Origin of the sequence: Haloferax sp. AS1 (assembly GCF_014530665.1) — an archaeon.
Taxonomy (GTDB): Archaea; Halobacteriota; Halobacteria; order Halobacteriales; family Haloferacaceae; genus Haloferax; species Haloferax volcanii.
Genome location: NZ_SPSA01000001.1, coordinates 1,634,329 through 1,657,581 on the forward strand (window position 1 = coordinate 1,634,329; position 23,253 = coordinate 1,657,581).

At 68.3% G+C, this 23,253-nt stretch carries 15 protein-coding genes; 9 read left to right on the forward strand and 6 right to left on the reverse strand.

Annotation, left to right across the window (positions count from 1 at the left end; genetic code table 11):
* The first annotated feature begins 181 nt into the window (after window positions 1-181).
* From E4P24_RS08765 to E4P24_RS08775, 3 genes are all read left to right on the forward strand, one after another.
* Window positions 182-1,894: an L-lactate permease gene (locus E4P24_RS08765; RefSeq protein ID WP_115802689.1), complete on the forward strand. Its 1,713-nt coding sequence runs from the start codon at window positions 182-184 to the stop codon at window positions 1,892-1,894.
* Window positions 1,895-2,113: 219 nt separating this feature from the next.
* The gene (locus E4P24_RS08770) at window positions 2,114-5,194 is read left to right on the forward strand and encodes an FAD-binding and (Fe-S)-binding domain-containing protein (RefSeq protein WP_188148370.1); all 3,081 of its coding nucleotides are present in this window, start codon (window positions 2,114-2,116) and stop codon (window positions 5,192-5,194) included.
* Window positions 5,195-5,353: 159 nt separating this feature from the next.
* Window positions 5,354-6,142 (forward strand): CBS domain-containing protein, encoded by a 789-nt coding sequence (locus tag E4P24_RS08775; RefSeq protein WP_004041587.1) that lies wholly within the window; start codon window positions 5,354-5,356, stop codon window positions 6,140-6,142.
* 11 nt (window positions 6,143-6,153) lie between these two features.
* On the opposite strand, the gene E4P24_RS08780 is transcribed toward E4P24_RS08775, so the two are convergent.
* From E4P24_RS08780 to E4P24_RS08795, 4 genes are all read right to left on the reverse strand, one after another.
* Window positions 6,154-7,284, reverse strand: coding sequence for a pyridoxal phosphate-dependent aminotransferase (locus tag E4P24_RS08780; RefSeq protein WP_188148371.1), 1,131 nt, complete (start codon window positions 7,282-7,284; stop codon window positions 6,154-6,156).
* 70 nt (window positions 7,285-7,354) lie between these two features.
* Window positions 7,355-8,158: a winged helix-turn-helix domain-containing protein gene (locus E4P24_RS08785; protein ID WP_115802692.1), complete on the reverse strand. Its 804-nt coding sequence runs from the start codon at window positions 8,156-8,158 to the stop codon at window positions 7,355-7,357.
* A gap of 222 nt (window positions 8,159-8,380) precedes the next feature.
* Complete coding sequence (locus E4P24_RS08790; RefSeq protein WP_004063134.1) at window positions 8,381-8,902, reverse strand: DUF123 domain-containing protein; 522 nt, start codon at window positions 8,900-8,902, stop codon at window positions 8,381-8,383.
* A 22-nt stretch (window positions 8,903-8,924) separates the two neighbouring features.
* The gene (locus E4P24_RS08795) at window positions 8,925-9,356 is read right to left on the reverse strand and encodes a DCC1-like thiol-disulfide oxidoreductase family protein (protein WP_006600215.1); all 432 of its coding nucleotides are present in this window, start codon (window positions 9,354-9,356) and stop codon (window positions 8,925-8,927) included.
* Window positions 9,357-9,461: 105 nt separating this feature from the next.
* Here E4P24_RS08795 and E4P24_RS08800 point away from each other — a divergent pair, with 105 nt between their 5' ends.
* From E4P24_RS08800 to E4P24_RS08825, 6 genes are all read left to right on the forward strand, one after another.
* On the forward strand, window positions 9,462-11,813 hold the full coding sequence (locus E4P24_RS08800) for a DEAD/DEAH box helicase (RefSeq protein WP_188148372.1): 2,352 nt from the start codon (window positions 9,462-9,464) through the stop codon (window positions 11,811-11,813).
* 127 nt (window positions 11,814-11,940) lie between these two features.
* Complete coding sequence (locus E4P24_RS08805) at window positions 11,941-13,098, forward strand: alpha-1 4-glucan-protein synthase (protein ID WP_115859751.1); 1,158 nt, start codon at window positions 11,941-11,943, stop codon at window positions 13,096-13,098.
* A gap of 123 nt (window positions 13,099-13,221) precedes the next feature.
* A complete protein-coding gene (locus E4P24_RS08810) occupies window positions 13,222-14,388 on the forward strand; it encodes an iron ABC transporter substrate-binding protein (protein WP_004063130.1) in 1,167 nt (388 codons plus the stop codon).
* Between the two features lie 12 nt (window positions 14,389-14,400).
* The gene (locus tag E4P24_RS08815) at window positions 14,401-15,996 is read left to right on the forward strand and encodes an iron ABC transporter permease (RefSeq protein ID WP_004063129.1); all 1,596 of its coding nucleotides are present in this window, start codon (window positions 14,401-14,403) and stop codon (window positions 15,994-15,996) included.
* Window positions 15,986-17,158, forward strand: a complete 1,173-nt coding sequence (locus E4P24_RS08820) for an ABC transporter ATP-binding protein (RefSeq protein WP_006600211.1) — start codon at window positions 15,986-15,988, stop codon at window positions 17,156-17,158. The genes E4P24_RS08815 and E4P24_RS08820 overlap by 11 nt, the downstream gene beginning before the upstream one ends.
* Before the next feature lie 2 nt (window positions 17,159-17,160).
* Window positions 17,161-19,506 (forward strand): glycosyltransferase family 39 protein, encoded by a 2,346-nt coding sequence (locus E4P24_RS08825; protein ID WP_188148373.1) that lies wholly within the window; start codon window positions 17,161-17,163, stop codon window positions 19,504-19,506.
* A 78-nt stretch (window positions 19,507-19,584) separates the two neighbouring features.
* Here E4P24_RS08825 and E4P24_RS08830 read toward each other — a convergent pair whose 3' ends face one another.
* Together E4P24_RS08830 and malA are read right to left on the reverse strand one after the other, a co-directional pair.
* Window positions 19,585-20,883: an MFS transporter gene (locus tag E4P24_RS08830; protein ID WP_188148667.1), complete on the reverse strand. Its 1,299-nt coding sequence runs from the start codon at window positions 20,881-20,883 to the stop codon at window positions 19,585-19,587.
* A 306-nt stretch (window positions 20,884-21,189) separates the two neighbouring features.
* A complete protein-coding gene (gene malA / locus E4P24_RS08835; protein ID WP_275879505.1) occupies window positions 21,190-23,223 on the reverse strand; it encodes an alpha-amylase MalA in 2,034 nt (677 codons plus the stop codon).
* Window positions 23,224-23,253 lie beyond the last annotated feature (30 nt).

Sequence of the window (23,253 nt, forward strand, 5' to 3'; positions counted from 1 at the left end):
CGAATATCCACGAGTGTACCGGGTTGTGTACTCCGAGTAAGGCGGCCCCAACCGATATGCCATGAATAGCGACGAACGATAGATATATATCACAAAAGTTGTGTAGCGGATGCCACGATGCACCGCATCAGGCACGAATCTGGAACGGCACAGGCTGGAACGAACTGCGGAGGTGTGCGGCATGGTTAGCGCGACGAACGCGCTCATCGCACTGCTCCCGCTCATCACCATCGCCTATCTGATGGTCGGGCGGTACTGGCCCGCGACGCGGGCGATGCCCGTCGCGTGGGTCGTCGCAATCGGAGCCGGCGTCCTCGGCTGGGGCATGACGCCGCAGTGGATTATCGCCTCGACCATCAACGGCTTCATCACCGCCTCGAACATCCTGTACATCGTCTTCGGCGCGATTCTGCTCCTGTACACGCTCAAGCAGACGGGCGCGTTCGACGCCATCAACAACGGCTTCGCCTCCATCAGCGAGGACCGCCGCGTACAGGTCGTCCTGCTCGTGTTCCTCATGGGCTCGTTCATCGAGGCGGCCGCCGGCTTCGGCACGCCCGCGGCAATCGTCGGCCCGCTCCTCGTGGGCCTCGGCTTCCCACCGCTCGCGGCCGTCGTGGTCGCGCTGACGGGGAACCTCATGGCCATCACCTTCGGCGCGGTCGGCACGCCGCTCATCATCGGGATGATAGACATCTTCGACGACGTGCCGGTCATCACGAACGCGCTCGACGCGCAGGGCATGGGCGTCGAACAGTGGGTCTCCGAAATCGCCGTCTTCGCGGCGATGAACCACGTCGTCGTCGGCGTCGTGCTCCCCTTCATCGGCGTCGCCATGATGACGCGCTTCTTCGGCGAGGAGCGCTCCATCAAGCCGGCGCTCGAAGTGCTGCCCCTCACGCTGTTCGCGTGGGCGTCCTTCTCGGTGCCGTACTTCCTGACGGCCTACTTCCTCGGCCCGGTGTTCCCCGGCCTCGTCGGCGCGATGGTCGGACTGCTCCTCACCGTCTCCGCGCTCAAAGCCGGCTTCTTCCACCCCGACGAGGAGTGGGACTTCGCGCCGCAGACCGAGTGGCCAGACCACTGGGTCGGTGACATCCAACCCGGCGAGACGAGCCAGCGCGGCGGCGCGGTCGCCGCCGACGGCGGAGCCGTCCAGCAGATGTCGCTGTGGAAGGCGTGGACGCCGTACGTCCTCGTCGCGGCGCTCCTCGTCGTCACCCGCGTGTTCGACCCGCTGACGAGCTTCCTCACGTCGAATCTCGTCTTCGAGTACGCGGACATCTGGGGTACGGAGTTGGCCGGCGACTTCCAACTGCTCTACCTGCCCGGCGCGGTGTTCCTCGTGGTCCACGCCGTCACCATCGGCCTCCACGACATGGACGCGAGACAGGTCAAAGCGACGTGGGCGGAGACCGTCGAGAAAGTCACTCCGGCGGTCGTCGCGCTGTTGTTCGCGGTCGCGACCGTCCAAATCATGCTCCAGTCGGGGAACGCCACGGGCACCGACAGCATGCTCATCGTCCTCTCGGAGGGCATGGCCGGCATCGCGGGCGGCGTCTACCCGTTCTTCGCCGCCTTCGTGGGCGCGTTCGGCGCGTTCCTCGCGGGGTCGAACACCGTCTCCGACATCCTGTTCGGCACCTTCCAGTACGGCGTCGCTGACCAAATCGGCACGCCGAAGACCGTCATGCTGGGCGCGCAGGCGGTCGGCGGGGCCATCGGCAACCTCATCGCCGTCCACAACGTCGTCGCCGCGCTCGCGGTCGTCGGCCTCGTCGGCGAGGAGGGCCGCGTCATCCGCCTCGAACTCATCCCGCTTCTGTACTACGGGACCGCGACCGGCGTCCTCACGCTCCTGTTCAGCTACGTGCTGTTCCCGGGCGTGTTCTGACCGGTCGGCGCTTTCGACCCGGCCCGACCTGACTCGGTTCGGCTGAGCTACCTCGGTCCGAACCGACCAGACGTGACTCGGGCCGACTTGCCTCGGCCCGACTCGACTCGATTCGGGCCGCGAATCGACTCGCAAACCACCCGCGCGCGACCCGGAGCGACGCCCGTCACCGGGTGTCTTTATCCGTTCACGCAAACCGACATACGACAGAGCTAATCAATGGCATCCAACACGCACGAACCGGCCACCGACCCCGCGCTCGCTGGCGATTACGACTACGTCAGCGACGACGTCGAGCGGCCGGGGCTGGTCGAAGACCTCGAATCCCTCGTCGAGGGCGACGTGCGCTTCGACACCTACACGAGAACGCTGTACGCGACCGACGCGTCGGCCTACGAGCAAGTCCCCATCGGCGTCGTCATGCCGACCTCGACGGCCGACGTGGCGGCGGTGATGGAGTACTGCGCCGACCGCGAGATTCCCGTCCTCCCCCGCGGCGGCGGCACGAGCCTCGCCGGCCAGACCGTCAGCGAGGCCGTCGTCCTCGACCTCGTCCGCCACATGGGCGGCGTCGAGGAAATCGACCCCGAAGCGCGGACGGCCACGGCCGAAGCGGGCGTCCGCCTCGGCGAACTCAACGAGGAGCTCGCCCCCCACGGCCTGAAGTTCGCGCCAGACCCGGCGTGGGGCGACCGCTCCGCACTCGGCGGCGCAATCGGCAACAACTCCACCGGCTCGCACTCGCTGAAGTACGGCAAGACCGACTACTACATCGAGGAGTTGGAACTCGTCCTCGCGGACGGCACGGTGACGACGTTCGGAGAAGTGAGCGTCGACGAACTCCGCGAGTCCGGCGACCCCGACGGCGACCTCGAAGCGCGCGTTTACGCCGAAGTCGCGCGGATACTCGACGAGGAGGCCGACGAGATTTCCGAGCGCTTCCCCGACCTGAAGCGCAACGTCTCGGGCTACAACCTCGACATGCTCGTCGACGAGATGCGCGGCGAGCGCCGCACGCCGGACGATACCGGCATCGACGAGGACTGGGAGGCCGGCCGCGTCAACCTCGGTCGGCTCATCGCCGGGAGCGAGGGCACCCTCGGCATCGTGACGAAGGCGACCGTCTCGCTGGAGGAGATTCCGAACACCGCGTCGGTGGCGCTTCTCACCTACGACGACGTCATCGACGCGATGCACGACGTCGCGCCCATCCTCGAACACGAACCCGCGGCCGTCGAGGTGATGGACGACGTGCTGCTCGACCTCGCTCGGGACACCGCCGAGTTCGCGGACGTGGTCGGGATGCTCCCCGAGGGGACGGACTCGACGCTCCTCGTGGAGTTCTACGCCGACTCCGACGAGGCGGGCAAACAGAAGGTGGCGAACCTCATCGAAGACCGCGTCATCGACCCCGACGGGACCGAGTTCACCCCCGACGAGGGCTCGGCCTCGGTGACCGAAACGGAACGCCGCGCGACCGACTTCATGGAGGCCCACGACGCCGACACCCGCGCGAAGTTCTGGAAGATGCGCAAGTCGGGGCTGCCGATTCTCCTCTCGCGGACGACCGACGAGAAGCACATCGCGTACATCGAGGACACTGCCATCCCCGCCGAGAACCTTCCGGCGTACGTCTCTGACTTCCAAGACATCCTCGACGAACACGACACCTTCGCGTCGTACTACGCCCACGCGGGGCCGGGCGTCCTGCACATCCGCCCGCTGGTCAACACGAAGACCGCCGAGGGCGTCGAGACGTTCGAGGCCATCGCCGACGAGGTGACGGACTTGGTCGTCAAGTACGGCGGCTCCGTCTCGGGCGAACACGGCGACGGCCGCGCGCGGACCCAGTGGAACCGCAAGCTGTACGGCGACCACCTCTGGAACGTCTTCCGCGACCTCAAGACCGCGTTCGACCCCGACTGGCTCCTGAATCCGGGGAACATCTGCGGCGACTACGACATGACCGAGAACCTCCGGTTTTCGCCCGACTACGAGTTCGACGCCGGCTTCGAACCGGCGCTGAACTGGGACAACGACAACGGGTTCGAGGGCATGGTCGAACTCTGCCACGGCTGTGCCGGCTGTCGCGGCCAGCAGTCCACGGTCGGCGGGGTCATGTGCCCGACGTTCCGCGCCGCCGAAGAGGAGATTCAGGCGACTCGCGGCCGCGCCAACATGCTCCGGCAGGCCATGAGCGGCGGGCTCCCGGAAGACGAGATGTTCACCGACGAGTTCGTCGACGAGGTGCTCGACCTCTGTGTCGGCTGTAAGGGCTGTTCGAAGGACTGCCCGAGCGAGGTCGACATGGCGAAGATGAAAGCCGAGGTCGTCCACGAGTACCACCAGCGCAACGGCTCCAGCCTCCGCGACAAACTGTTCGCCAACATCGACTCGCTTTCCAAACTCGGGTCGGCGTTCGCCCCGCTCGCCAACGCGGCGACGAAAGTTCCGGGCGCGCGGACGGTCATGGAGAAGACCGTCGGTATCGCCAAGGAGCGCTCGCTCCCGACGTTCCACTCGACGAGCTTCGTCGACTGGTTCGAGAGCCGCGGAGGAGCCGGCGTCCCGAAGGCCGAGGCCGACCGCAAGGCGCTGTTGTTCCCCGACACCTACACGAACTACAACCACCCCGAGGTCGGCAAGGCCGCCGTGAAGGCGCTGGAGGCCGCGAACGTCCACGTCCGGATTCCGGACGGCGTCGCCGGCTCCGGCCGGCCGCCGCACTCGAAGGGCTTTCTCGACAAGGCCCGCGCCGACGCCGAGCAGAACGTCGAGGCGCTCGCACCGTCCGTCGAAGAGGGCTGGGACATCGTCCTCTGTGAGCCCTCCGACGCGGTGATGTTCCAGTCGGACTACCTCGACCTGCTCTCCGGCGACGACGTGGAGGCCGTTTCGGCCAACGCCTACGGCGTCATGGAGTACGTCGACGCGTTCCGGCTGGACGAGTCGCTGTCGTTCCGCCCGCAGGACGACTCCCTGACGTACCACGGCCACTGCCACCAGAAGTCCACGAAGAAGGACCACCACGCGGTGGGCGTCCTCCGCCGCGCCGGCTTCGAGGTGGACCCGCTGGACTCGACGTGCTGCGGGATGTCCGGGTCGTTCGGCTACGAGGCCGAACACTACTCCATGTCGAAGGCCATCGGGGACATCCTCGAAGGCCAAGTGGCCGAGAGCCCCGGCGACGTGGTCGTCGCCCCCGGCGCGTCGTGTCGGACGCAACTCGAAGACATGGACGGCGCGACCGACGACCCGCCGCACCCCGTCGAGGTGCTCGCGCGCGCCATCGACGCGTAGGCGACGCGTAGGCGACGCTCCGACGGCGCGGCACTGCGGGCCCGACTCGGACGCGACGCGGGTCGCAGTCTTCCCTCGTTTTTCGCCGCAGATACGTTTAGGACGCTCGGCGGCCAACCGCGGAACGACCGAGATGCGAGGGAACCAGCCATGACACCGATGGAACTCGACGACGTGCGCGTCGACGCGTACATGACGACCGGCGTGGAGACGGTCGGGCCCGACGCGTGGGTCACGGACGTGGTCGACCGACTCAAAGCGGGACCGCAGTACGGCGGGCTCCCGGTCGTCGACGACGAAGACCACCTCCTCGGGTTCGTCGGCGCGATAGACCTCTTGGAAGTCCACGGCGACGTGCGTGTCGAGTCGGTGATGAGCCGCGACCTCGTGGTCGTCCGCCCGGAGATGACGGTGAAGAACGCCGCGCGCGTCATCTTCCGCACCGGCCACCAGTTCCTGCCCGTCGTCGACGACGACCGAGTGCTGCTCGGCCTGTTTTCGAACGGCGACGCGGTGCGGAGCCAAATCGAGCGGACGACGCCCTCGAAGGTCCAGAGCACCCGCGAGATGCTCGAACGGACCCACGACACGTCCATCGGCGTCGGCGAGCGGGAAGTCGAGGTCGGCTCGCTGATTCCGACCCAGCGGGAGGTGTACGGCGACGAGCTCGAAGGCCGGAAGTACGAACTCCAAAACGGGCTCGCGGAGCCGCTCATCGTCGTCTCTCACGGCTCCGAGACGCTGCTCGTCGACGGTCACCACCGGGCGATGGCCGCGAGGCGACTCGATATCGACCGGATGCTCGCGCACGTGCTCACGGTCTCGCCGGAGGACGTCGACGAGTTGGGCCTGCGCCGGATGGCTCGCGTCGGGGGCCTCCGGTCGCTCGCTGACGTGGAGGTCAACGACTACCTCCAACACCCGCTCATCGAGAAGACCGAACAGTAAGAAACGCCGCGTTACTCGTCGAGGTCGTCGAGCGCGTCACCGAAGGCTTCGAGGCCGGTTTCCATCGCCTCGGGGGCGCCGCCCAGCGAGATGCGGAACGACTCCGGCGCGTCGAAAAATCGGCCGGGAACGACGAGGACGCCGCGGTCCCACGCGGCGTCGACGACCGCGTCGCCGTCGGCAGTGGCGTGGTCGAGGAAGGCGAACGTCCCGCCGGCGTGGATGCGCCCGTCGAGTTCGTCGCGGTCAGCGACGAACGTCGCCAGCAGGTCGTGGTTGGCCGAGAGGTGTTCGCGGGCGGCGGCCTCTATCTCGTCGCCGTGGTGGAGCGCGCGCCGGGCGAGTTTGGTGCTCGGCTCGGCGACCGCGGGCAGGTACATCGACGCCGAGCGGGCGCGCTCGACGACCTCCTCGGGGCCGATAATCCAGCCGACGCGGAGGCCGCCGAGACCGTAGAACTTCGTCAGCGACCCGGTGACGACGGTGTTGTCGAGGCCGGACGCCGTGGTGCCGCCGAAGGGACCGTCGGCGGCGGGGTCGACGAAGGGCGCGTACACCTCGTCGACGAGGAGGTAACCGCCGGCGGCGGCCGCGGCCGACGCGACTTCGGCGAGTTCGGCGCGCGGCGTGAGTTTCCCCGACGGGTTGTGGCGGTTAGTGACGATGGCGTAGGCGAAGTCGTCGGTCGACGCCCCGTCGAGGCGGTGCGGTTCGAGTTCGTAGTCGTACTCCGGCGGCCGGACGAAACGGTCGACGCGCGCGCCGAGCGCCTCCGACGTGGCCACGAGCGGCTGGTAGCCGGGCTTTTCCACGAGCACCTGCGGGCGCGAGGCGTCGGAGTCGTCGTCGCCGTCTTCGTCGTCGCCGGACGCAAGTTCGAGAAGCGCGCAGGCGGCGAGGAAGTTCGCGTTCGTCGCGCCCGCGGTGACGAGGACCGACGACTCGGAGACGCCGTAGCGCGCAGCGAGCTGACCGCTGAGCGTCGCGTCTTCGGGGTCTGAGCGACCGGCGAGAACCGGCGGGACGAGGTCGTCACCGCGCCGGGAGGAGCCGAGGTCGCTCGTCGCGAGGTCGTGGGTGGCCTCGTCCACCCGGTCGACAATCCACTCCAGATAGGGGATTCCAGGAAACGTTGCCGTCATTGGGACCCCTTCGCGGCCGCCCCCGTAAGTCGTTGGGGTCTCGGGAACATCGGCTGCCGGCGGCGGGTCGTCAGGGTTCGTCGCCCGGCGGCCGGGGGAGCGGCGAGGCGTCCGACCGCCAGTCTTCGATGCGCCGGCTGGCCCACGACACCGCCGGCCGCGAGTCGTTGTAGATGACGCCCGCGAGACCTCGCTCGGAGTACGCGACCAGGAACGCGACGGGGCCATCCGGGAGGTCCGAAACGACGAGGCCGTACGGAAGCGCCGCGGTCGACCGAAGCGAAAAAGAGTCAACCGACCACGCCTCGGCGAGTTGCGGTCGGTAGGCGGTGACGAGGCGTTGGACCACGTCGTCGGTGGCGACGATGTCGACCGGCGTGCCGTCGTCGACGACGGCCCGATAGTAGGCGTCGACCTGCGAGGGGAACGCTCCCCGGACGCACCCGCGGACCGACTCCGCCTCCTCGACGAAGGACGTGAGCTTCGAGAGCGCGGGCCCGGGGCCGCCGTCGGTGACGGGGACGACCTCGCAGCCGTCGAGGAACACCGGCGCGAGCGGCGCGTCCGAATCGAGCGCGTCGAGCACCGCGGCGGCGGCGTCGATGTCGTCCAAGCACTCGACGAACTGCGAGTACGTTTCGAGCGCCATGCGGCCGGCGAGCGTCGAGTAGTGGACGGCGTCGCGCGTCTCGACGAAGCCCGCGCGCTCTAGCTCGCGGAGGCCGCGGTCGACGGTCGACCGCGACACCGGGAGGTCGCTCGCGAGTTCCGCGGTCGTTCGAGACTGTCGAACGACGGCCTCGAGCACGTCGGCCCGCGACGCGAGCACGTCGAACACCCCGGCGACCTCGGACCGAACCATGTCGAACTGCATGAACGTGTCACTACTTAAGTCACAGGAGAACCCGCCATCAGCATATAAACAAACGAATCGTTTTTATACTCGAAATCACTGACTGAGTGAGTGATGCGATGGGTGAAGTAAAGCGTGTAGCCGGAGTATGGAGGTACGCCGGGGTGCCTCTGACAACCGGCTTATCGTTCGAACCGGGGTGCCCGGTCCGGTTCGGACGTCAGAAGGGGAAGACATTCCCCTTCACATTTTGCTTCGAAACGCTGCTTCGACGAGCGGCGTCACCGTCTCGACCGAGTCGCCGCGCGCGAGGTGCGCGTCGCACGAACAGTCCGACGAGCCGAAGCCGTCGATTGGGGCCGAACCGAGCGACGACGCGAGTTCGGTCGCGACCGCACACTCCACGTCGCGGTCGGTGACGCAGACGACGCGCGCGAGGTCGACGGCCGGATGGCCGCCGAGGTAGTCGACGTGCCAGTGGCGGGCGTCGTGGTCGCCGGCCGCGACGCGCCGGTGGCGGCGGACGCGGCGTAAGCCGCCGGTTCCGAACGCGCTCCCGACGTAGACGTACGCACCGGCCGGAAAGCGGTGTTCGCCCAGCGCGCCGACCTCGACGGTCGCCTCGGGCGCGTCGAAAACGAGCGCGTAGGTTCCGACGGGCGACCGAGAGCCGAGCGCCAGCGGGTCGTCGTCGGTGCCGAGGGCAGCGGGGTCGAGGGAGTGTATCGTCGGCGCGTCGTCGGTGGAGTGGTTCGGTTCAGTCATCGGTCGGAGTGCGTCGCCCCGGCTACGAAAGTTCGGCGGGTCGTGGCTCGGCGTTGTCGAGGAGGGGCGCAAACAGGGCGGCTGCGTCGGGTTCGAGGTCGTAGACGCTGTGGACGTCGTCGGGGTCGCGGCCGCGGCCGCTGGCGACGCCGACGACCTTGGCGATTCTGTCGTAGTTGTCGCGGACGAGACTGCCGAGGAGTCCGGGCATTCCGGCTCGGTCGGTGAGTTCTTTGGCGGCGGCGCGGCCGGCGTACACGCGCCCCTCCCGGCGGTCGACGAAGACCATGGCGAACGGCACGTCCGCGAACTGGGCGTCGAGAAACGCCTGCGCCGCGTCGTCGTACCACGAGATAGCTTCCACGTCGTCGAGGCGCTTCAGCGCCGACGCGGCGACGGAACAGTAGGCGCACTCGCCGTCGTAGATGAGCACGGCGGCCGCGGACTCGTTCATATCTTCCGTCGGGACGCGAAGAACAAAAACGGCGCGGCGGGCGTGCCGTGTGCTATCAGTTACGGCCTGCGACAGCGTTAGGGCGACCACGTCCGCAGTAGACGTGTGGACGACCTCATCGAGTGGCTTCGGACCAGACCGTACTACGAGGGGCAGATTCGGTCCCGCCGCCGGTTCGAGGCGCGCGCGCCGGCGTTCGCCGGCGTGGACCTCGAACCGCGGTTGGCGTCGGCGCTCGAAGACCGCGGCATCGACCGGCTCTACCGGCATCAGGCCGAGGCGGTCGAGGCGGTCCGCGACGGGGACAACGTCGTGTTGGCGACGCGGACCGCGAGCGGCAAGAGCCTCGCGTACACCGTGCCGGCGTTCGAGCGGGCGATGGACCACGGCGGGCGGACGCTCTATCTCGGCCCGCAGAACGCGCTCGTCGCCGACCAACTCGACACGCTGTCGGACCTCGCGCGCGGCCTCGGCTTCGGCAGTCGCGTCTCGGTCGACCAGTACACCGGCCGGCTGTCGAAATCGGAGAAACGCGAGGTGAGAAAGCGGATGCCGACGGTGCTGCTTTCGAACCCCGACATGGTTCACTACGCGCTGCTCCCGCACGCCCACCGGCTGTGGGAGTGGTTCTTCTCCTCGCTGGAGACGGTCGTCATCGACGAAGTCCACGGCTATCGCGGGGTGTTCGGGAGCCACGTCGCCCTGCTCATCCGCCGACTCAAGCGCGTCTGCGAGCGGTTCGGGGCCGACCCGCAGTTCGTCTGCTGTTCGGCCACCATCGGCAACCCCGTCGAACACGCCGCGCGCATCACGGGCGAGCGGGAGGACTCCTTTACGCTCGTGGACGAGGACACGAGCGGGACCGGCGAGACCAACTGGCTCCTCTGGAACCCCCCGGAGTACGAGAACCCCGACGCCGGCGGGTCGGGGCGGCGGCGCTCGGGCCACGTCGAGACGAAGAACCTCTTCGTCGACCTCGTCGCGCGCGGCCACCAGACGCTGGCGTTCACCCGCGCCCGACAGGCCGCCGAGCGGTACGCCTCCGAGAGCGCGAGCGACCTCCGGAGTCGCGGCGAACACGACCTCGCGGGCGAGGTGGCGGCGTATCAGGCCTCGCTGACCCACGACCGACGACGGGAGATAGAGGCCGGCCTCCACGACGGCGACATCGCGGGCGTCTGGAGCACCAACGCGCTCGAACTCGGCGTCGACGTGGGCGGCCTCGACGTGGTGCTCATCGACGGCTACCCCGGCACGCGGATGTCCGCGTGGCAACAGGCCGGCCGGGCGGGTCGCGGCGACAGGCCCGCACTGGTCGTCCTCGTCGGCGGCGAGGACCAACTCGACCAGTACCTCATGAACCACCCCGCCGAGTTCTTCGACGGCGACCCCGAACGCGCCGTCTCCGACCCGGAAAACGACCATCTCCTCCCCTCGCACGTCGCCTGCGCGGCCGCGGAAAACTGGCTCTCGACGGAAGACGAATCGAAGTTCGGCGCGTCGTTCCCCGGTATCGTCTCCGACCTCGAAGCCGACGGGACGCTGGCGCGCCGGGAGACGGACGACGGCCTCCGGTGGACCCACGACGGGGGCGAGAGCCCGCAGCACGCGATGAGCCTCCGGACCATCACCGACCGCGAGGTGCAACTGATGGACTCGCGGAACGACGAGACCATCGCTACGCTGGCGTTCGACGACGCGCTCCGGGACGCCCACCCCGGCGCAGTCTACCACCATCAGGGCCAGACGTACGAGGTCGCGGAGTTGGATTTGGACCGCGACGTGGCCCGGCTCCGGCCGACGTGGGCGGACTACTACACCCGCGTCCTCCACGACAAACACATCACGGTCGAGCGGGACATCCTGTCGAAACCGCTGTCGGCGCGGTCCGACGTGGAGGTCCGGTTCGCGGAGGTGACGATGCGAAAGCAGATAACGGGGTTCGAGCGCCGCGACCCGAAGCGGGGGACGACCATCGGCCAGCAGCTACTCGACCTCCCGGAGACGAGCCTGCGGACGAAGGCGCTGTATTTCACCGTGCCCGGCGACGTGGAATCGGAGATGCGCGAGCTATCGAGCGACCGCGCGGAGGGCCGCGACTACGGCTTCAACGGCGGCATCCACGCCGCCGAACACGGGATGATTTCGCTGTTTCCGCTCCGACTGCTCTGTGACCGCGGCGACATCGGCGGGCTCTCGACGCCGTACCACGCCCACACCGACCAGTCGACCATCTTCATCTACGACGGCCACCCCGGCGGGGTCGGCATCACGCGCGCCGGCTACGACATCGTCGAGGGGCTGATGCGCCAGACGGCCGAGTTGATTTCGGACTGCGACTGCGAGGACGGCTGTCCCTCCTGCGTGCAGTCGCCGCAGTGCGGGAACGCGAACGACCCGCTGGCGAAAGCCGAGGCGGTCCTGCTGTTGGAGTCGCTGACGGGGACGCGAGCCTAAAGCGGGCGGTCGGGCGTGAATCGCCCGCCTTCGTCGGCCCGACGGAGTAATTATCACTACATCGGCATTTCAGGGCCGCTATTTCGAACCAACAGCTATTTTTGGGTTGCCTAAATCCATAGGAGCAATGAACGCGGATATCTGTGTTATCGTCCCGACTATCCGGGAGTACGAGTGCATGCGGGCGTACTTCGACAACGCGCGGGCACACGGTTTCGACCTCGACCGGCTGTTCGTCCTCCTCGTGACCGAGGACTTCTGCGACACCGAGGGGATGGCGTCGATGCTGGACGACGAGGGGATTTCGGGCGCGGTTTTCGACGGGACGGCCCGCGAGGAGTGGTACGACGACCACGACATCTCGGAGTACTCGCATCTCGTTCCGGCGGCGAGCCACGCCCAGACGAGCTTCGGCCTGCTGTACATGTGGGCGCACTCCGAGTTCGACTACGGCGTCTTCATCGACGACGACACGCTCCCGCACGACGAGTGGGACTTCTTCGGTCGCCACATGGCGAACCTCGACCGCACCGACGAGGTGGAGTCGGTGTCGAGCGACGAGCGCTGGGTGAACGTGCTCTACCAGAACGCCGACGAACACGGGCTGTACCCCCGCGGGTATCCCTACTCCGCGATGGACGAGACGGTCGAGACCGGGACGCGCGAACTCCGCGACGTGGTGGCCTCGCAGGGGCTGTGGACGAACGTCCCCGACCTCGACGCGGTCCGCATCCTGATGGACGGCGACCTCGAAGGGCAGGCCCAGACTCGGACGGACTTCGACGACTTCGACGGCGACTTCGTCGCCGAACCGGGGCAGTACCTCACCGTCTGCTCGATGAACCTCGCGTTCGAGCGCGAGGTCATCCCGGCGTTCTACCAGCTCCCGATGGACGACAACGAGTGGGAGGTCGGCCGCTTCGACGACATCTGGTCGGGCGTGTTCCTCAAGCGCGCCGCCGACGTGCTCGGGAAAGACATCGTGACGGGCTACCCGCTGTGCGAGCACAACAAGGCCGCGCGGCCGACGTTCGACGACCTCAACAACGAGGTACCGGGTCTCGAACTCAACGAGCACCTCTGGGAAGTCGTCGACGCGGTCGGCGGGGACGCCGACAGCTACGCCGGCGTCTTCGAGGCGATGGCCGACGCCCTCGCCGACGGCGACTGGTCCGACTACCGCAACGGCGACTTCTTCAACTACGTCGGCGAGCACATGCGCGACTGGCTGGACTGCCTCGACGCGCTCGCCGCACCGCGGGCCGCCGCGCCGGCCGACGACTGAGTGAGCGACGGCGAACGCCACCCCGCGCCGCCGCGGGAGAAAGCTGACCCGTGGCCCGCGATTCGGCCGCTTCGCCCGACGAATCGGTAGGTATAAATGGTTTAGGGAGACCTAAATTCACATATGCACGAACGCGACCGAGAGCCTCGCGGCCACAGTCGTCGGCGGTTCATCGCGACGACGGCGGCCCTCGGGGTCGGCGCACTCGCCGGGTGTACCGGCGGAAGCGACGAGGAGACGGAAACGACGACCGAATCAAGTACGAACGAGTCGGTCGGGCAGATTGGGTCCGGGCGCTCGCCGTTCGGTGACCGCGACATCACCGGCGGCGTGTCCGTCACGGAGATGCCGGACCTCTCGGGCGAACTCACGCTCTACTCCGGGCGCGGGCAGGCGCTCGTCGGTGAGCTTATCACCTTCTTCGAGGAGTACTACGACGACTTCACCATCCGCCCGCGGTACAACTCGGCGGCCGAACTGGTCAACCAGATTCAGACCGAGGGGCAGAACAGCCCCGCGGACGTGTTCTTCTCGGTCAACGCCGGCTCGCTCGGCGCGCTGAAGGACGCCGGTCGCACGCAGGACCTCCCGAGCGAGGTGCTCGACCTCGTCCGCGACGAGTTCCACGACCCCGACGGCCAGTGGACCGGGACCTCCGGTCGCGCCCGGACCGTCCCGTTCAACACCGACCAGTTCGACGAGTCGGGCATCCCCGACGACATCATGGCCTTCCCGGACACGGAGGCGTTCCGCGACAACATCGGCTGGGCACCGACGTACTCCTCGTTCCAGGCGTTCATCACGGCGATGCGCGTCCTCGAAGGCGAAGACGCCACGAGAGAGTGGCTCCAAGGGATGCAGGACCTCGGCGTCACGGAGTACAACAACGAGTTCCTCGTCTCGCAGGCCGTCGCGGACGGCGAAATCAACGCGGGCTTCGCCAACCACTACTACATCCAGCGCATCCTCGCGGGGCGGCCGAACGCGCCGCTTTCGACCGCGTTCACCGCGGGCGACGCCGGCTCGATTTTCAACGTCGCGGGCGCGCTCGTCCTCGACACCGCCGACGACACCGAGTTGGCGAGCAACTTCGTCCGCCACCTGCTTTCGGCCGAAGCGCAGGACTACTTCGCGCGGACCACCTTCGAGTACCCGCTGGTCTCGGGCGTCGACCCCATCGGCGAACTGCCGAGCATCGACGAACTCAGCCCGCCCGAGGGGCTCGACCTGACGCAGCTTTCGGACCTCGAAGGAACCGTGGAACTCTTGCGTGAGGTGGGCGTTCTCTGAGGTAGCTCACTCATGGCGACCGAACAGCAGACGGGGACCGGTGGGGGAGACGACGAGCAACCGCTCGGCCTGACCGTCGCCAGCGGGGCCGTCGCCGCCGCGGTCGTCGTCCCGCTGTTGTGGCTCGTCAGGACCGCGCTCGACGTGGGGTTCGCCGAGGCGGTGGCGCTCGTCACCCGGCCGGCGACCGTCGAGGTGTTTCTGAACAGCGCCGTCCTCGTCACGCTCGTCACCGCCGCGTGTATCGGTCTGGGCGTCCCGCTGGCGTATCTCACCGTCCGGACCGACCTGCCGTTCAGACGCTTTTGGACCGTCGTCGTCTCGCTCCCGCTCGTCATTCCGAGCTACATCGGCGCGTTCGCGTTCGTCTCGGCGTTCGGCCCGCAGGGCGCGTTTCAGCGGCTGTTAGCTCCCCTCGGTATCGAGTCGCTCCCGGAGATTTACGGGCTACCCGGTGCCGTTTTAGTGCTGACGCTCTACACGTACCCGTACGTGTTCATCACCACCCGGGCCGCGCTGAAGTCGATGGACACCACGCTCATCGACGCCGCGCGGACGCTGAACCACAGCCGCTGGGAGGCGTTCAAACGGGTGACCGTCCCCCAGATTCGCCCGGCGGTCGCCGCCGGCTCGCTCCTGGCGGCGCTGTACGTCCTCTCGGACTTCGGCACGCCGGCCATCATGCGGTTCGACGCCTTCACCCGCGTCATCTACGTCGAGTTCGGGACGTTCGGCCGCGACACCGCGACGCTCCTGTCGCTCCAACTGGTCGCCGTGACGCTCCTCATCCTGACCCTCGAATCGAAGATTCGGGGCGACGAGCGCACGACGACCGGCGGGCGCTCGGGAGCCCCGATGCCGCTCGGCCGCTGGAAGTACCCGGCGCTCGGCTTCGCGGCGCTCGTCGCCACCGTCGCGCTCCTCGTCCCGCTCGGCATCCTCTTTACGTGGCTCGCGCAGGGCGTCGCCGCGACGAGCGGGTCGCTCGCGTTCCAGCCGGAGTACGCGCTCAACTCGGTCCTCGTGGCGGCCGCGACGGCCGGCGCGGCGACGCTCGCCGGCCTCCCCGTCGCGTACCTCGCCGCCCGGCACCCCTCGCGGCTGAGTTCCGTCTTCGAGCGCGCGACCTACGTCGGCTACGCGGTGCCGGGCGTCGTCCTCGGGCTGGCGCTCGTCTTCTTCGGCAGTTCGTACGCGACGCCCATCTACCAGACGCTCTACCTCCTCGTGTTCGCGTACGTCATCCGCTTTCTCCCGCAGGCCATCGGGTCGCTCCGGGCGTCGTTCCTCCGGGTCGACCCCGCGCTCCCGGAGGCGGCGCGGACGCTCGGCGAGACCCCGTCGGGGGCGTTCCGTCACGTCACGCTCCCGCTCGTCGCGCCCGGCCTGTTCGGCGGCGCGGCGCTCGTCTTCCTGACCACGATGAAGGAACTGCCCGCGACGCTCCTGCTTCGCCCCTCGGGGTTCAGCACGCTCGTGACCCACATCTGGACGGCCTACGAGCAGGGCTACTTCGGTCAGGCCGTCGTGCCCGCGTTCATCCTGCTTTTCGTCTCCGGGCTCTCGATGCTCGTCATCATCACCCAAGAGGGATACGATGTCAAATAGCACACTCTCGACCACCGACCGCTCGAACCGCGCGGAAGCCACCGACTCCGAGACCGACGACGCGGACGCCGGCGGCGTCCTCGAACTCGACGGCGTCTCGAAGTCCTACGGCACCGAGTCGGTCATCGACGACCTCTCGCTCAGCGTCGAGGAGGGCGAGATTCTCACGCTGCTCGGGCCGTCGGGCTGCGGGAAGACGACGACGCTCCGGCTCATCGCCGGCCTCGACCGCCCCGACGGGGGCGAGGTCCGGCTGAACGGAAACGTCGTCTCCGGCGGCGACACCTTCCGCGCGCCCGAAGAGCGCGGCGTCGGCGTCGTCTTCCAGGAGTTCGCGCTGTTCCCGCACCTCACCGCGGCCGAGAACATCGCGTTCGGCCTGAAGGACCTCAGTGAGTCCGAGCGCGACGAGCGCGTGGCCGACCTCCTCGACCTCGTGGGGCTGGAGACCCAAGGCGACAGCTACCCCGACGAGCTCTCCGGCGGCCAGCAACAGCGGGTCGCCCTCGCCCGCTCGCTCGCGCCGGAGCCGGCTATTCTGCTCCTCGACGAGCCGTTCTCGAATCTCGACGTGGACCTCCGCGTCCAGATGCGCGAGGAGGTCCGCCGCATCCTCAAGGAGGCCGGCGTGACGGCCGTCTCCGTCACCCACGACCAGGAGGAGGCGATGTCCATCTCCGACCGCGTGGCCGTGATGAACGACGGCGACCTCGAACAGGTGGGCGAACCGGAACAGGTGTTCCAACACCCCGAGTCGCGGTTCGTCGCCGGCTTCCTCGGCTACGCCGGGTTCCTGCCGGGACGCATCGCGGGCGACGCGGTCGAGACCGAACTGGGGACGGTCGACCGCGACCAGATTCACGGCCTCGCGCCCGAGTACGACGACACGGACATCGACATCCTCGTCCGCCCCGACGACGTGTCGGCCCATCCCTGCGACGGCGGCGGCGACGGCCACGGCAAAGTCGTCGGCAAGCGCTACCTCGGGCCGACAATCCTCTACGAGGTCGAACTTCACGGCGGCGACAATCTGCTGTGTATGCACAACCACGACGAGACCGTCCCGACCGACGGCTGCGTCGAGGTGACGCTCGACGCCGGCCACGAACTCGCGTGGTTCCCGCGCGAACAGCGCCCCGAGAGCGGCCTCTACTCGGACTGAGGATGGGCCGGCGAGACTCGAACACGGGCGGCTCCCTCCCGCTTGGCGAACGCGTGCGAGCCGCAGTCCGCGGACTCGCATTCGATTTTGACGGTACCATCGACATCGACCGAACCCGGACGCAGCGGCGACTCGCAGCGCTCTGTGTCTCGCTTCTGGTCGGGCTCGTCGTGACGTGGCTCGCGGTCGACCTCTTTCCGTACCACACCGTCAACGACGACGAGGGCGTCTACCTCACGCAGGCCGCGATGCTCCTCGAAGGCAAGCTGTTTCTCTATCCCGGCCGGCTGACCGAGGCCGTCAGGCCGTGGTTCTTCGTGGTACAGGAGACGCCGAGCGCCCCCGGCGGCGTCCAGCTCTACTCGAAGTACTCGCCGGCGGTGCCGGCGCTGTTCGCGGTCGGCCTCGCGGTCGGGCTTCCGAACCTCGTGTTGGGCGCTATCGCCGCGATATCCGCCGCGCTGGTCTACGCGCTCGCGGCCGACGCGTTCGACCGGACGACCGGCGTCGTCGCGGCGGGCCTGCTCGGCCTCTCGCCGTTGTTTCTCCTCACGTCGTCGACGTTCCTCGCGTACGCGCCGACGACGATGCTCAACCTCGGGTTCGCCGTCTGTTACGTCCGGGCCGCCCGCCGCGACTCCTCGGGCTACGCGGTCGTCGCCGGCGCGCTCGTCGGCGCGGCGTTTTTCGCCCGCCCCTACACCGCCGTGCTGTTCGCGCTGCCCTTCATCGCCCACTCGCTGTGGGCGCTGGCGACCGCCCGGCGCGCGGGGACCGGCTGGGTCGTCTTCCGTCGGTACGCCGCCATCGCGCTCCCCGGCCTCGCGTTCGTCGGCCTGACGCTCGCGTACAACGCCGTCGTGACGGGCGACCCGCTCACGTTCCCCTACATCGCCTTCGCCCCGCGGGACGGCATCGGCTTTGGAGAGCGGGCAATCCTCGGCTACGAAGTCGTCTACACGCCCGCGATGGGCGTCGAGACCGCCGCCGAGGCGCTCGACCTGCTCGTGACGCAGTGGGGGCCGATGGGCTGGCTCGGCACCGTCGCCGCGGTGGTCGGCCTCGGCGTCACCGCCCGCCGCTGGTGGGGCCACGAGACCGGCCGGAACCTCCGCGGGAGCGCGAGACGCCGCCACCACGGCCTCGGCGGCCGCGACCGCGCGTTCACCGAACTCTCCGACGACGCCCTCGCCTGCGTCGTCGCGGGCGTGTTCGCCTCGGTGTTCGTCGGCAACGCCGCCTTCTGGGGGACGCACAACGGCCTCCGAAACGGCCTCATCGACCTTCTCGGCCCGTTCTACCACTTCGACGCGCTCGTCCCGCTCGCGGTGTTCGGCGCGGCCGGCGTCGTTGCCGGCGCTCGCCTCCTCCGTCGGCTGGCCCACCGTCGCTTTTCGGCGTCGGAGGCCCGCGGCGTCGTCTTCTCGGTGCTTCTCGTGTCGGCGCTGTTCGCTGGCGGCGTGACGGTCGGCGCGGTCGAAGACCCCTACGACGAAAACCGGCTCCGAACTGAGAACCTCGCGGCGACCTACGAACCGCTCCTCGACGCCGGCTTCGAACAGCCGCCGCTGACCCCGTCCGTGCCGGGCGTCGATGCCGGCGGTCTCGGGGGCGGTGACGACGGTCTCGGCATCGGCGGTGGCTCGGCCGCGCCGGGCAACGAGACGAAGGCGCTCGTCTTCCACCCCGACCCGTACGGCGACTGGTCGGCCCATCCCTTCCAAGCGCTCCGCAACGACCCCGGCTTCGACGGCCCGGTGATGTACGCCATCGACGGCGGGGCCGAACGGGACCTCGCGGTCCTCGACGCGACGAACCGGACGCCGTATCGCTTCACCTATCGGGGGACGTGGACCGGAGCTGTTGACCCCGTCGAACCCGAACTGACCCGACTCGACGTGCTCGCCGGCGAGCGGGTCGACGCGACGACGACGCTCGGCGCGCCCGAGGGGACGAACACGGCGTCGGTCCGCGTCGAGACCGACGAGGGCTACGCCCGCTACGACGCGACGACGGCCGAGAACCTGACCGTCGAGTGGTCGGTCTCGTCGGCGGGCGTGGCCGTGACGAACCGCCCGCTGGCCGCCGGTCCAGAACGGTTGTCGGTTCCGGCGGGCGCGAGCGAGGTCGACCTCGTGGTGACCTATATCGGCGACTTCGGTGAGACGGTTACGTACCGACAGACCGCGACGGTCGAGCGCTCCGGCGACGAGGTGCGCGTCGTCTGGCCGCCGGAGACCCGCGTCTGCCGGCTGACCACCGACTGCGGGAACGAGCGCGAGTGGGTCGGCCCCGACGGCGACTACCTCGACGGCGTCTCGGTCGAGACCGACGCGCGCGTCGCCTGAGGCGAGCGTCGAAAGCCGGCGGCTCGCGGGCAGTCGGGCGGGCGAAAAAAATGAAACGTCGCAGTCGCGGTCGGCGGCTCAGTCGTCGGCCGGGCCGGTCGAGCCCGACGAGCCGAGGAAGCCGTCGACGGTCGCGCGCTTCGCGATGTGCGGGCGGTACACCCACGCGTTCAGGAGGACGATGGGAACCATCGTCGCCGCGACGAGCGCGTAGCCGACGTGCAGGTTCGGCAGGAGCACCGACGAGTAGACGAGCGGGTAGGTGATGCCGCCGATGGTGCCGACGCCGCCGACGACGCCCGCGACGGCCCCGGAACTGTTGGGGAACATCGCGGGAACCTGCGCGAAGATAGCGCCCTCAGCGAACGCGCAGGCCATGCCGACCATGAAGCCGGCGGCCACCGCGACGAGGACGGTCCCCGAGAGGCCGGCGAGCGTCATCACGAGCATGGAGACGACGATGAACGAGAGCGCCACGAACGTCCACTGTTCGCGGTAGCGACCCTCGAACACGGGCAGGATGTCCATCTCCTTGCGCGCCAGCACGTCGCTGACGTAGCCGCCGATGGGCCGGAGCAGGCCGGCCGCGATGGAGAACGTGGCCGCGAATGTGCTCGCGAGAACGAGGTTGTCCGTGTTGAACGCCTCGCGGTAGTAGGTGGCGAGCCAGCCGTTCATCGAGAGTTCGAGGCCGAAGCTCATGACGTAGGCGAGCGCGAGCGCGACGGTCCCGTACCGGGTCGCGGTGTGGACCCACTGCTTGAGCGTCGCGTTGTCGGCGGTCGCCTGCCGGCGCTCCTTGCTCGACGCCGCCTCGCCGAGGACGTAGTAGGCGATTGCGAGCAGAATCGAGACGACGCCGGTGTAGAAGAACGCCGCGCGCCAGTTGCTCTGGAACAGGGGGCCGCTCCAGTCGGCCCCGAACACGCGGGGCAGGATGAGCGCGCCGCCGGCGGCCCCGGCGTTCCCGATGCCGGCGTAGATGCCCTCGGCCATGCCGAGGTTCTCCTCTTCGAACCACTCAGAGACGTGCTGGATGCCGATGACGAACGTGATGCCCGCCGTGGCGACGATGAGGCGCTCGACGAAGAACACGGTATAGCTCTCCGCGAAGGCGCTCGCCATCGAGAACACCCCGACGTAGCCGAGGACGATGGCGAACACCACCGGCGCACCGAATTTATCCGAGAGCCAGCCGGTGAGGATGCGGCCGAAGGGCGCGAGCCAGATTGCCGCGCTCGCGAGGATTCCGATTTCGGCCAGCGAGAGGCCGAACTCCTCCGCCATCGGCCCCGTGAAGGGCGCGAACGAGAACCAGATGAGAAACGAGAAGTTGAACCCGATAGTGGCGAGAAGCAGCGTCCGCCACTTGGTCATCTTTACGAGTCCCATACGCTATCCCCCGAAGAACCTACACAATCGTGCACACTTCTACCATTTCCTTGCATTGGTTTGGACATCATGTAGCGAAACGCACAGGGCTATCATAGAAAAGTGCTGCCCACAATGAGCCATAAACACCTACCGAATGTTTAGAGAAATGAACTAGATAAGGAGAATATTATCGATATTACCCGATAATACACCTCGTTACGAGGTGGACATGCGTCCAAAAGTTTTCTGGGCGTATGAATCTGGTGGTGAGGGCCGCTCCGACTGGGGCGGTCCGTCAGCGAGCGGGCGTCAGGCGAGCGGGCAGACGACCACGTCGTCGACGCGGATACCGCCCTCGGCGGCGACCGAGTCGCCGGAGACGACATCGGTCGCGTCGACCGCGAGGTCACCGACATCGACCGTGGTCGCGCCGGGCGCGAAGTTGAGCGCACAGAGGTACGAGCCGTCGTCGTGGTCGCGGACGAAGGCGATGGCGCGGTCGGTGTCGGTCTCGTAGTCGATGCGGCGGAACGTCCCGTCGTACCGGAGCGCGGGCGTCTCGTCGCGGACCTCGATGAGTCGCTCGTAGTGCTCGCGGATGTCGTCGCGGGCGTGGTCCCACGCGAGGGCGTCGCGGCGGCCGCGCTGGCCGATTTCCTGGCCGCCGTAGACCATCGGCACGCCGGGGAGCGTAAACAGCGCGCCCGCGGCGGCCAGCGCCTCGTCCTCGCCGCACTCGACGATGTAGCGCGTCTCGTCGTGGTTTTCGAGGTAGAGCATGAACGCCGCGTGGTCGGGGAAGCCGACCTGCGTTCGCTGTTCGATGGCGTCGAGGATGCGTTCTGCGGGCTCGTCGCCGCGGCCGACCTGCCGGAGCGTGAAGTACAGCGTCGTGTCGAAGTGCATGTCGAACATGCCCTCGTGGAAGTCGGCGATGTAGGGGATGGTCTCGTCCAAAAGCAGGAACTCGGGGTCCTTCGCCTTCACGCGGTCCCGAATCTCCTGCCAGAACGTGTCGGGGACGGCCCACGCCATGTCGCAGCGAAAGCCGTCGACCACCTCGGCCCACATGTCCACCGCGTCGAGCAGGTAGCGCCGGACGTCGAGGTTCCGGTGGTCGAAGTTGGCGATGTACTCCCAGTCGAAGTACGTTCCCGGCTCGCCGTCTTCGCGCCACTCGTACCAGTCGTAGTACTCGGAGTCGGGGTTCTTGTAGGCGTCCTCGAAGAAGGGGTGGTCCCGCGCGGAGTGGTTGAGCACGAGGTCGAAAAGCACCTTCATGCCGCGGTCGTGGGCGGCCTCGACGAACCGCTCGTAGTCCTCGCGGGTGCCGAGGTCCTCCGCGATGGAGTAGAAGTCCACGATGTTGTAGCCGTGGGGCGCGTGGTCGTTCTGGAGGACGGGCGTGAGCCACAGGCAGTCGATGCCGAGCGATTCGAGGTAGTCGAGGCGTTTTTCGAGCGCCTCGAAGGTGTTGTCGGCGTCCTCGTCGTCCGAGGCGTAGCCGCGGACGTAAATCTCGTAGAGCGTCACCTCCCGAGACCACTGCGGCGGGTCGTTGGGGCGGGAGACTGACGCGCTCCCCGCGCCGGAGCCGTCGGCGTGGCTCGTCACGTCGGTCTGGACCGCTTCTGTCTCCGCCTCGGCGAATCCGCCGTCGGCAACGGCCTCGCGCTCGACGGTCACCGCGTCGGGGACGCTGTACGTCTCGTCGAGGGCGACCGCGTGGACGCGGAGTCGGTCTCCGACCGCCGAAAGCGGGACGCGGAGTTCCCAGCCGTCGGTCTCGACGGCCGCGTCGTCGACCTCGTCGCGGTCGTCGACGACGAACTCGACGACGAGGTCGTCGCGGTCGGTGTCGCTGTCGGGGTTCGGTTGCGGGTCGGCGCGGACGACGACCACGCCGTCTTCGACGGTCGCGTCGAGCCTGATGCGCGGGCGACCCCCCCGTCCCCGGTCGGCGTCCCCGATGGCGCTCCCGGAGCCGGACGCGCCGCCGCTGAATCCCGTCGGGCGCGCTGAGCCGCTCTGTCCGCTGTACCCGCTCATTCCGCTCATTCCGCTCGCGCCGCTTCTGGCGGAGCCGGCGGGCAGGTAGGAACCGGGGAAGACGCGGACGGTGAGCGTGTACGTCACGTCGGGCGCGTCGAGTTCGACCACGTACTGGCCGGCCGCGTCGGGCGTGAACTGCACGACTGCCGTGTCTTCGTCGAGTTCGAGGCTACTGGCGACCGGCGCGCTCCGAACCCGCCACGAGTAGTCGGCGTCGGGGTCCGGGTCGCGAGGCGCGAGTTGTACTGACTCGCCGACAGCCATGAACTGCGGCGGTCCTGGGTGTTGCATACTCACAATCAACGTGCCGGGTGACTTTGA

Bases quoted from the DNA above. Each gene is read 5' to 3' on its own strand.
- E4P24_RS08765 (WP_115802689.1), top strand. From the start codon at position 182: ATGGTTAGCGCGACGAACGCGCTCATCGCACTGCTCCCGCTCATCACC.
- E4P24_RS08810 (WP_004063130.1), top strand. From the start codon at position 13,222: ATGCACGAACGCGACCGAGAGCCTCGCGGCCACAGTCGTCGGCGGTTC.
- malA (WP_275879505.1), bottom strand. From the start codon at position 23,223: ATGCAACACCCAGGACCGCCGCAGTTCATGGCTGTCGGCGAGTCAGTA.
- E4P24_RS08830 (WP_188148667.1), bottom strand. From the start codon at position 20,883: ATGACCAAGTGGCGGACGCTGCTTCTCGCCACTATCGGGTTCAACTTC.
- E4P24_RS08795 (WP_006600215.1), bottom strand. From the start codon at position 9,356: ATGAACGAGTCCGCGGCCGCCGTGCTCATCTACGACGGCGAGTGCGCC.
- E4P24_RS08785 (WP_115802692.1), bottom strand. From the start codon at position 8,158: ATGCAGTTCGACATGGTTCGGTCCGAGGTCGCCGGGGTGTTCGACGTG.
- E4P24_RS08770 (WP_188148370.1), top strand. From the start codon at position 2,114: ATGGCATCCAACACGCACGAACCGGCCACCGACCCCGCGCTCGCTGGC.
- E4P24_RS08790 (WP_004063134.1), bottom strand. From the start codon at position 8,902: ATGACTGAACCGAACCACTCCACCGACGACGCGCCGACGATACACTCC.
- E4P24_RS08820 (WP_006600211.1), top strand. From the start codon at position 15,986: ATGTCAAATAGCACACTCTCGACCACCGACCGCTCGAACCGCGCGGAA.
- E4P24_RS08775 (WP_004041587.1), top strand. From the start codon at position 5,354: ATGGAACTCGACGACGTGCGCGTCGACGCGTACATGACGACCGGCGTG.
- E4P24_RS08805 (WP_115859751.1), top strand. From the start codon at position 11,941: ATGAACGCGGATATCTGTGTTATCGTCCCGACTATCCGGGAGTACGAG.
- E4P24_RS08825 (WP_188148373.1), top strand. From the start codon at position 17,161: ATGGGCCGGCGAGACTCGAACACGGGCGGCTCCCTCCCGCTTGGCGAA.
- E4P24_RS08780 (WP_188148371.1), bottom strand. From the start codon at position 7,284: ATGACGGCAACGTTTCCTGGAATCCCCTATCTGGAGTGGATTGTCGAC.
- E4P24_RS08815 (WP_004063129.1), top strand. From the start codon at position 14,401: ATGGCGACCGAACAGCAGACGGGGACCGGTGGGGGAGACGACGAGCAA.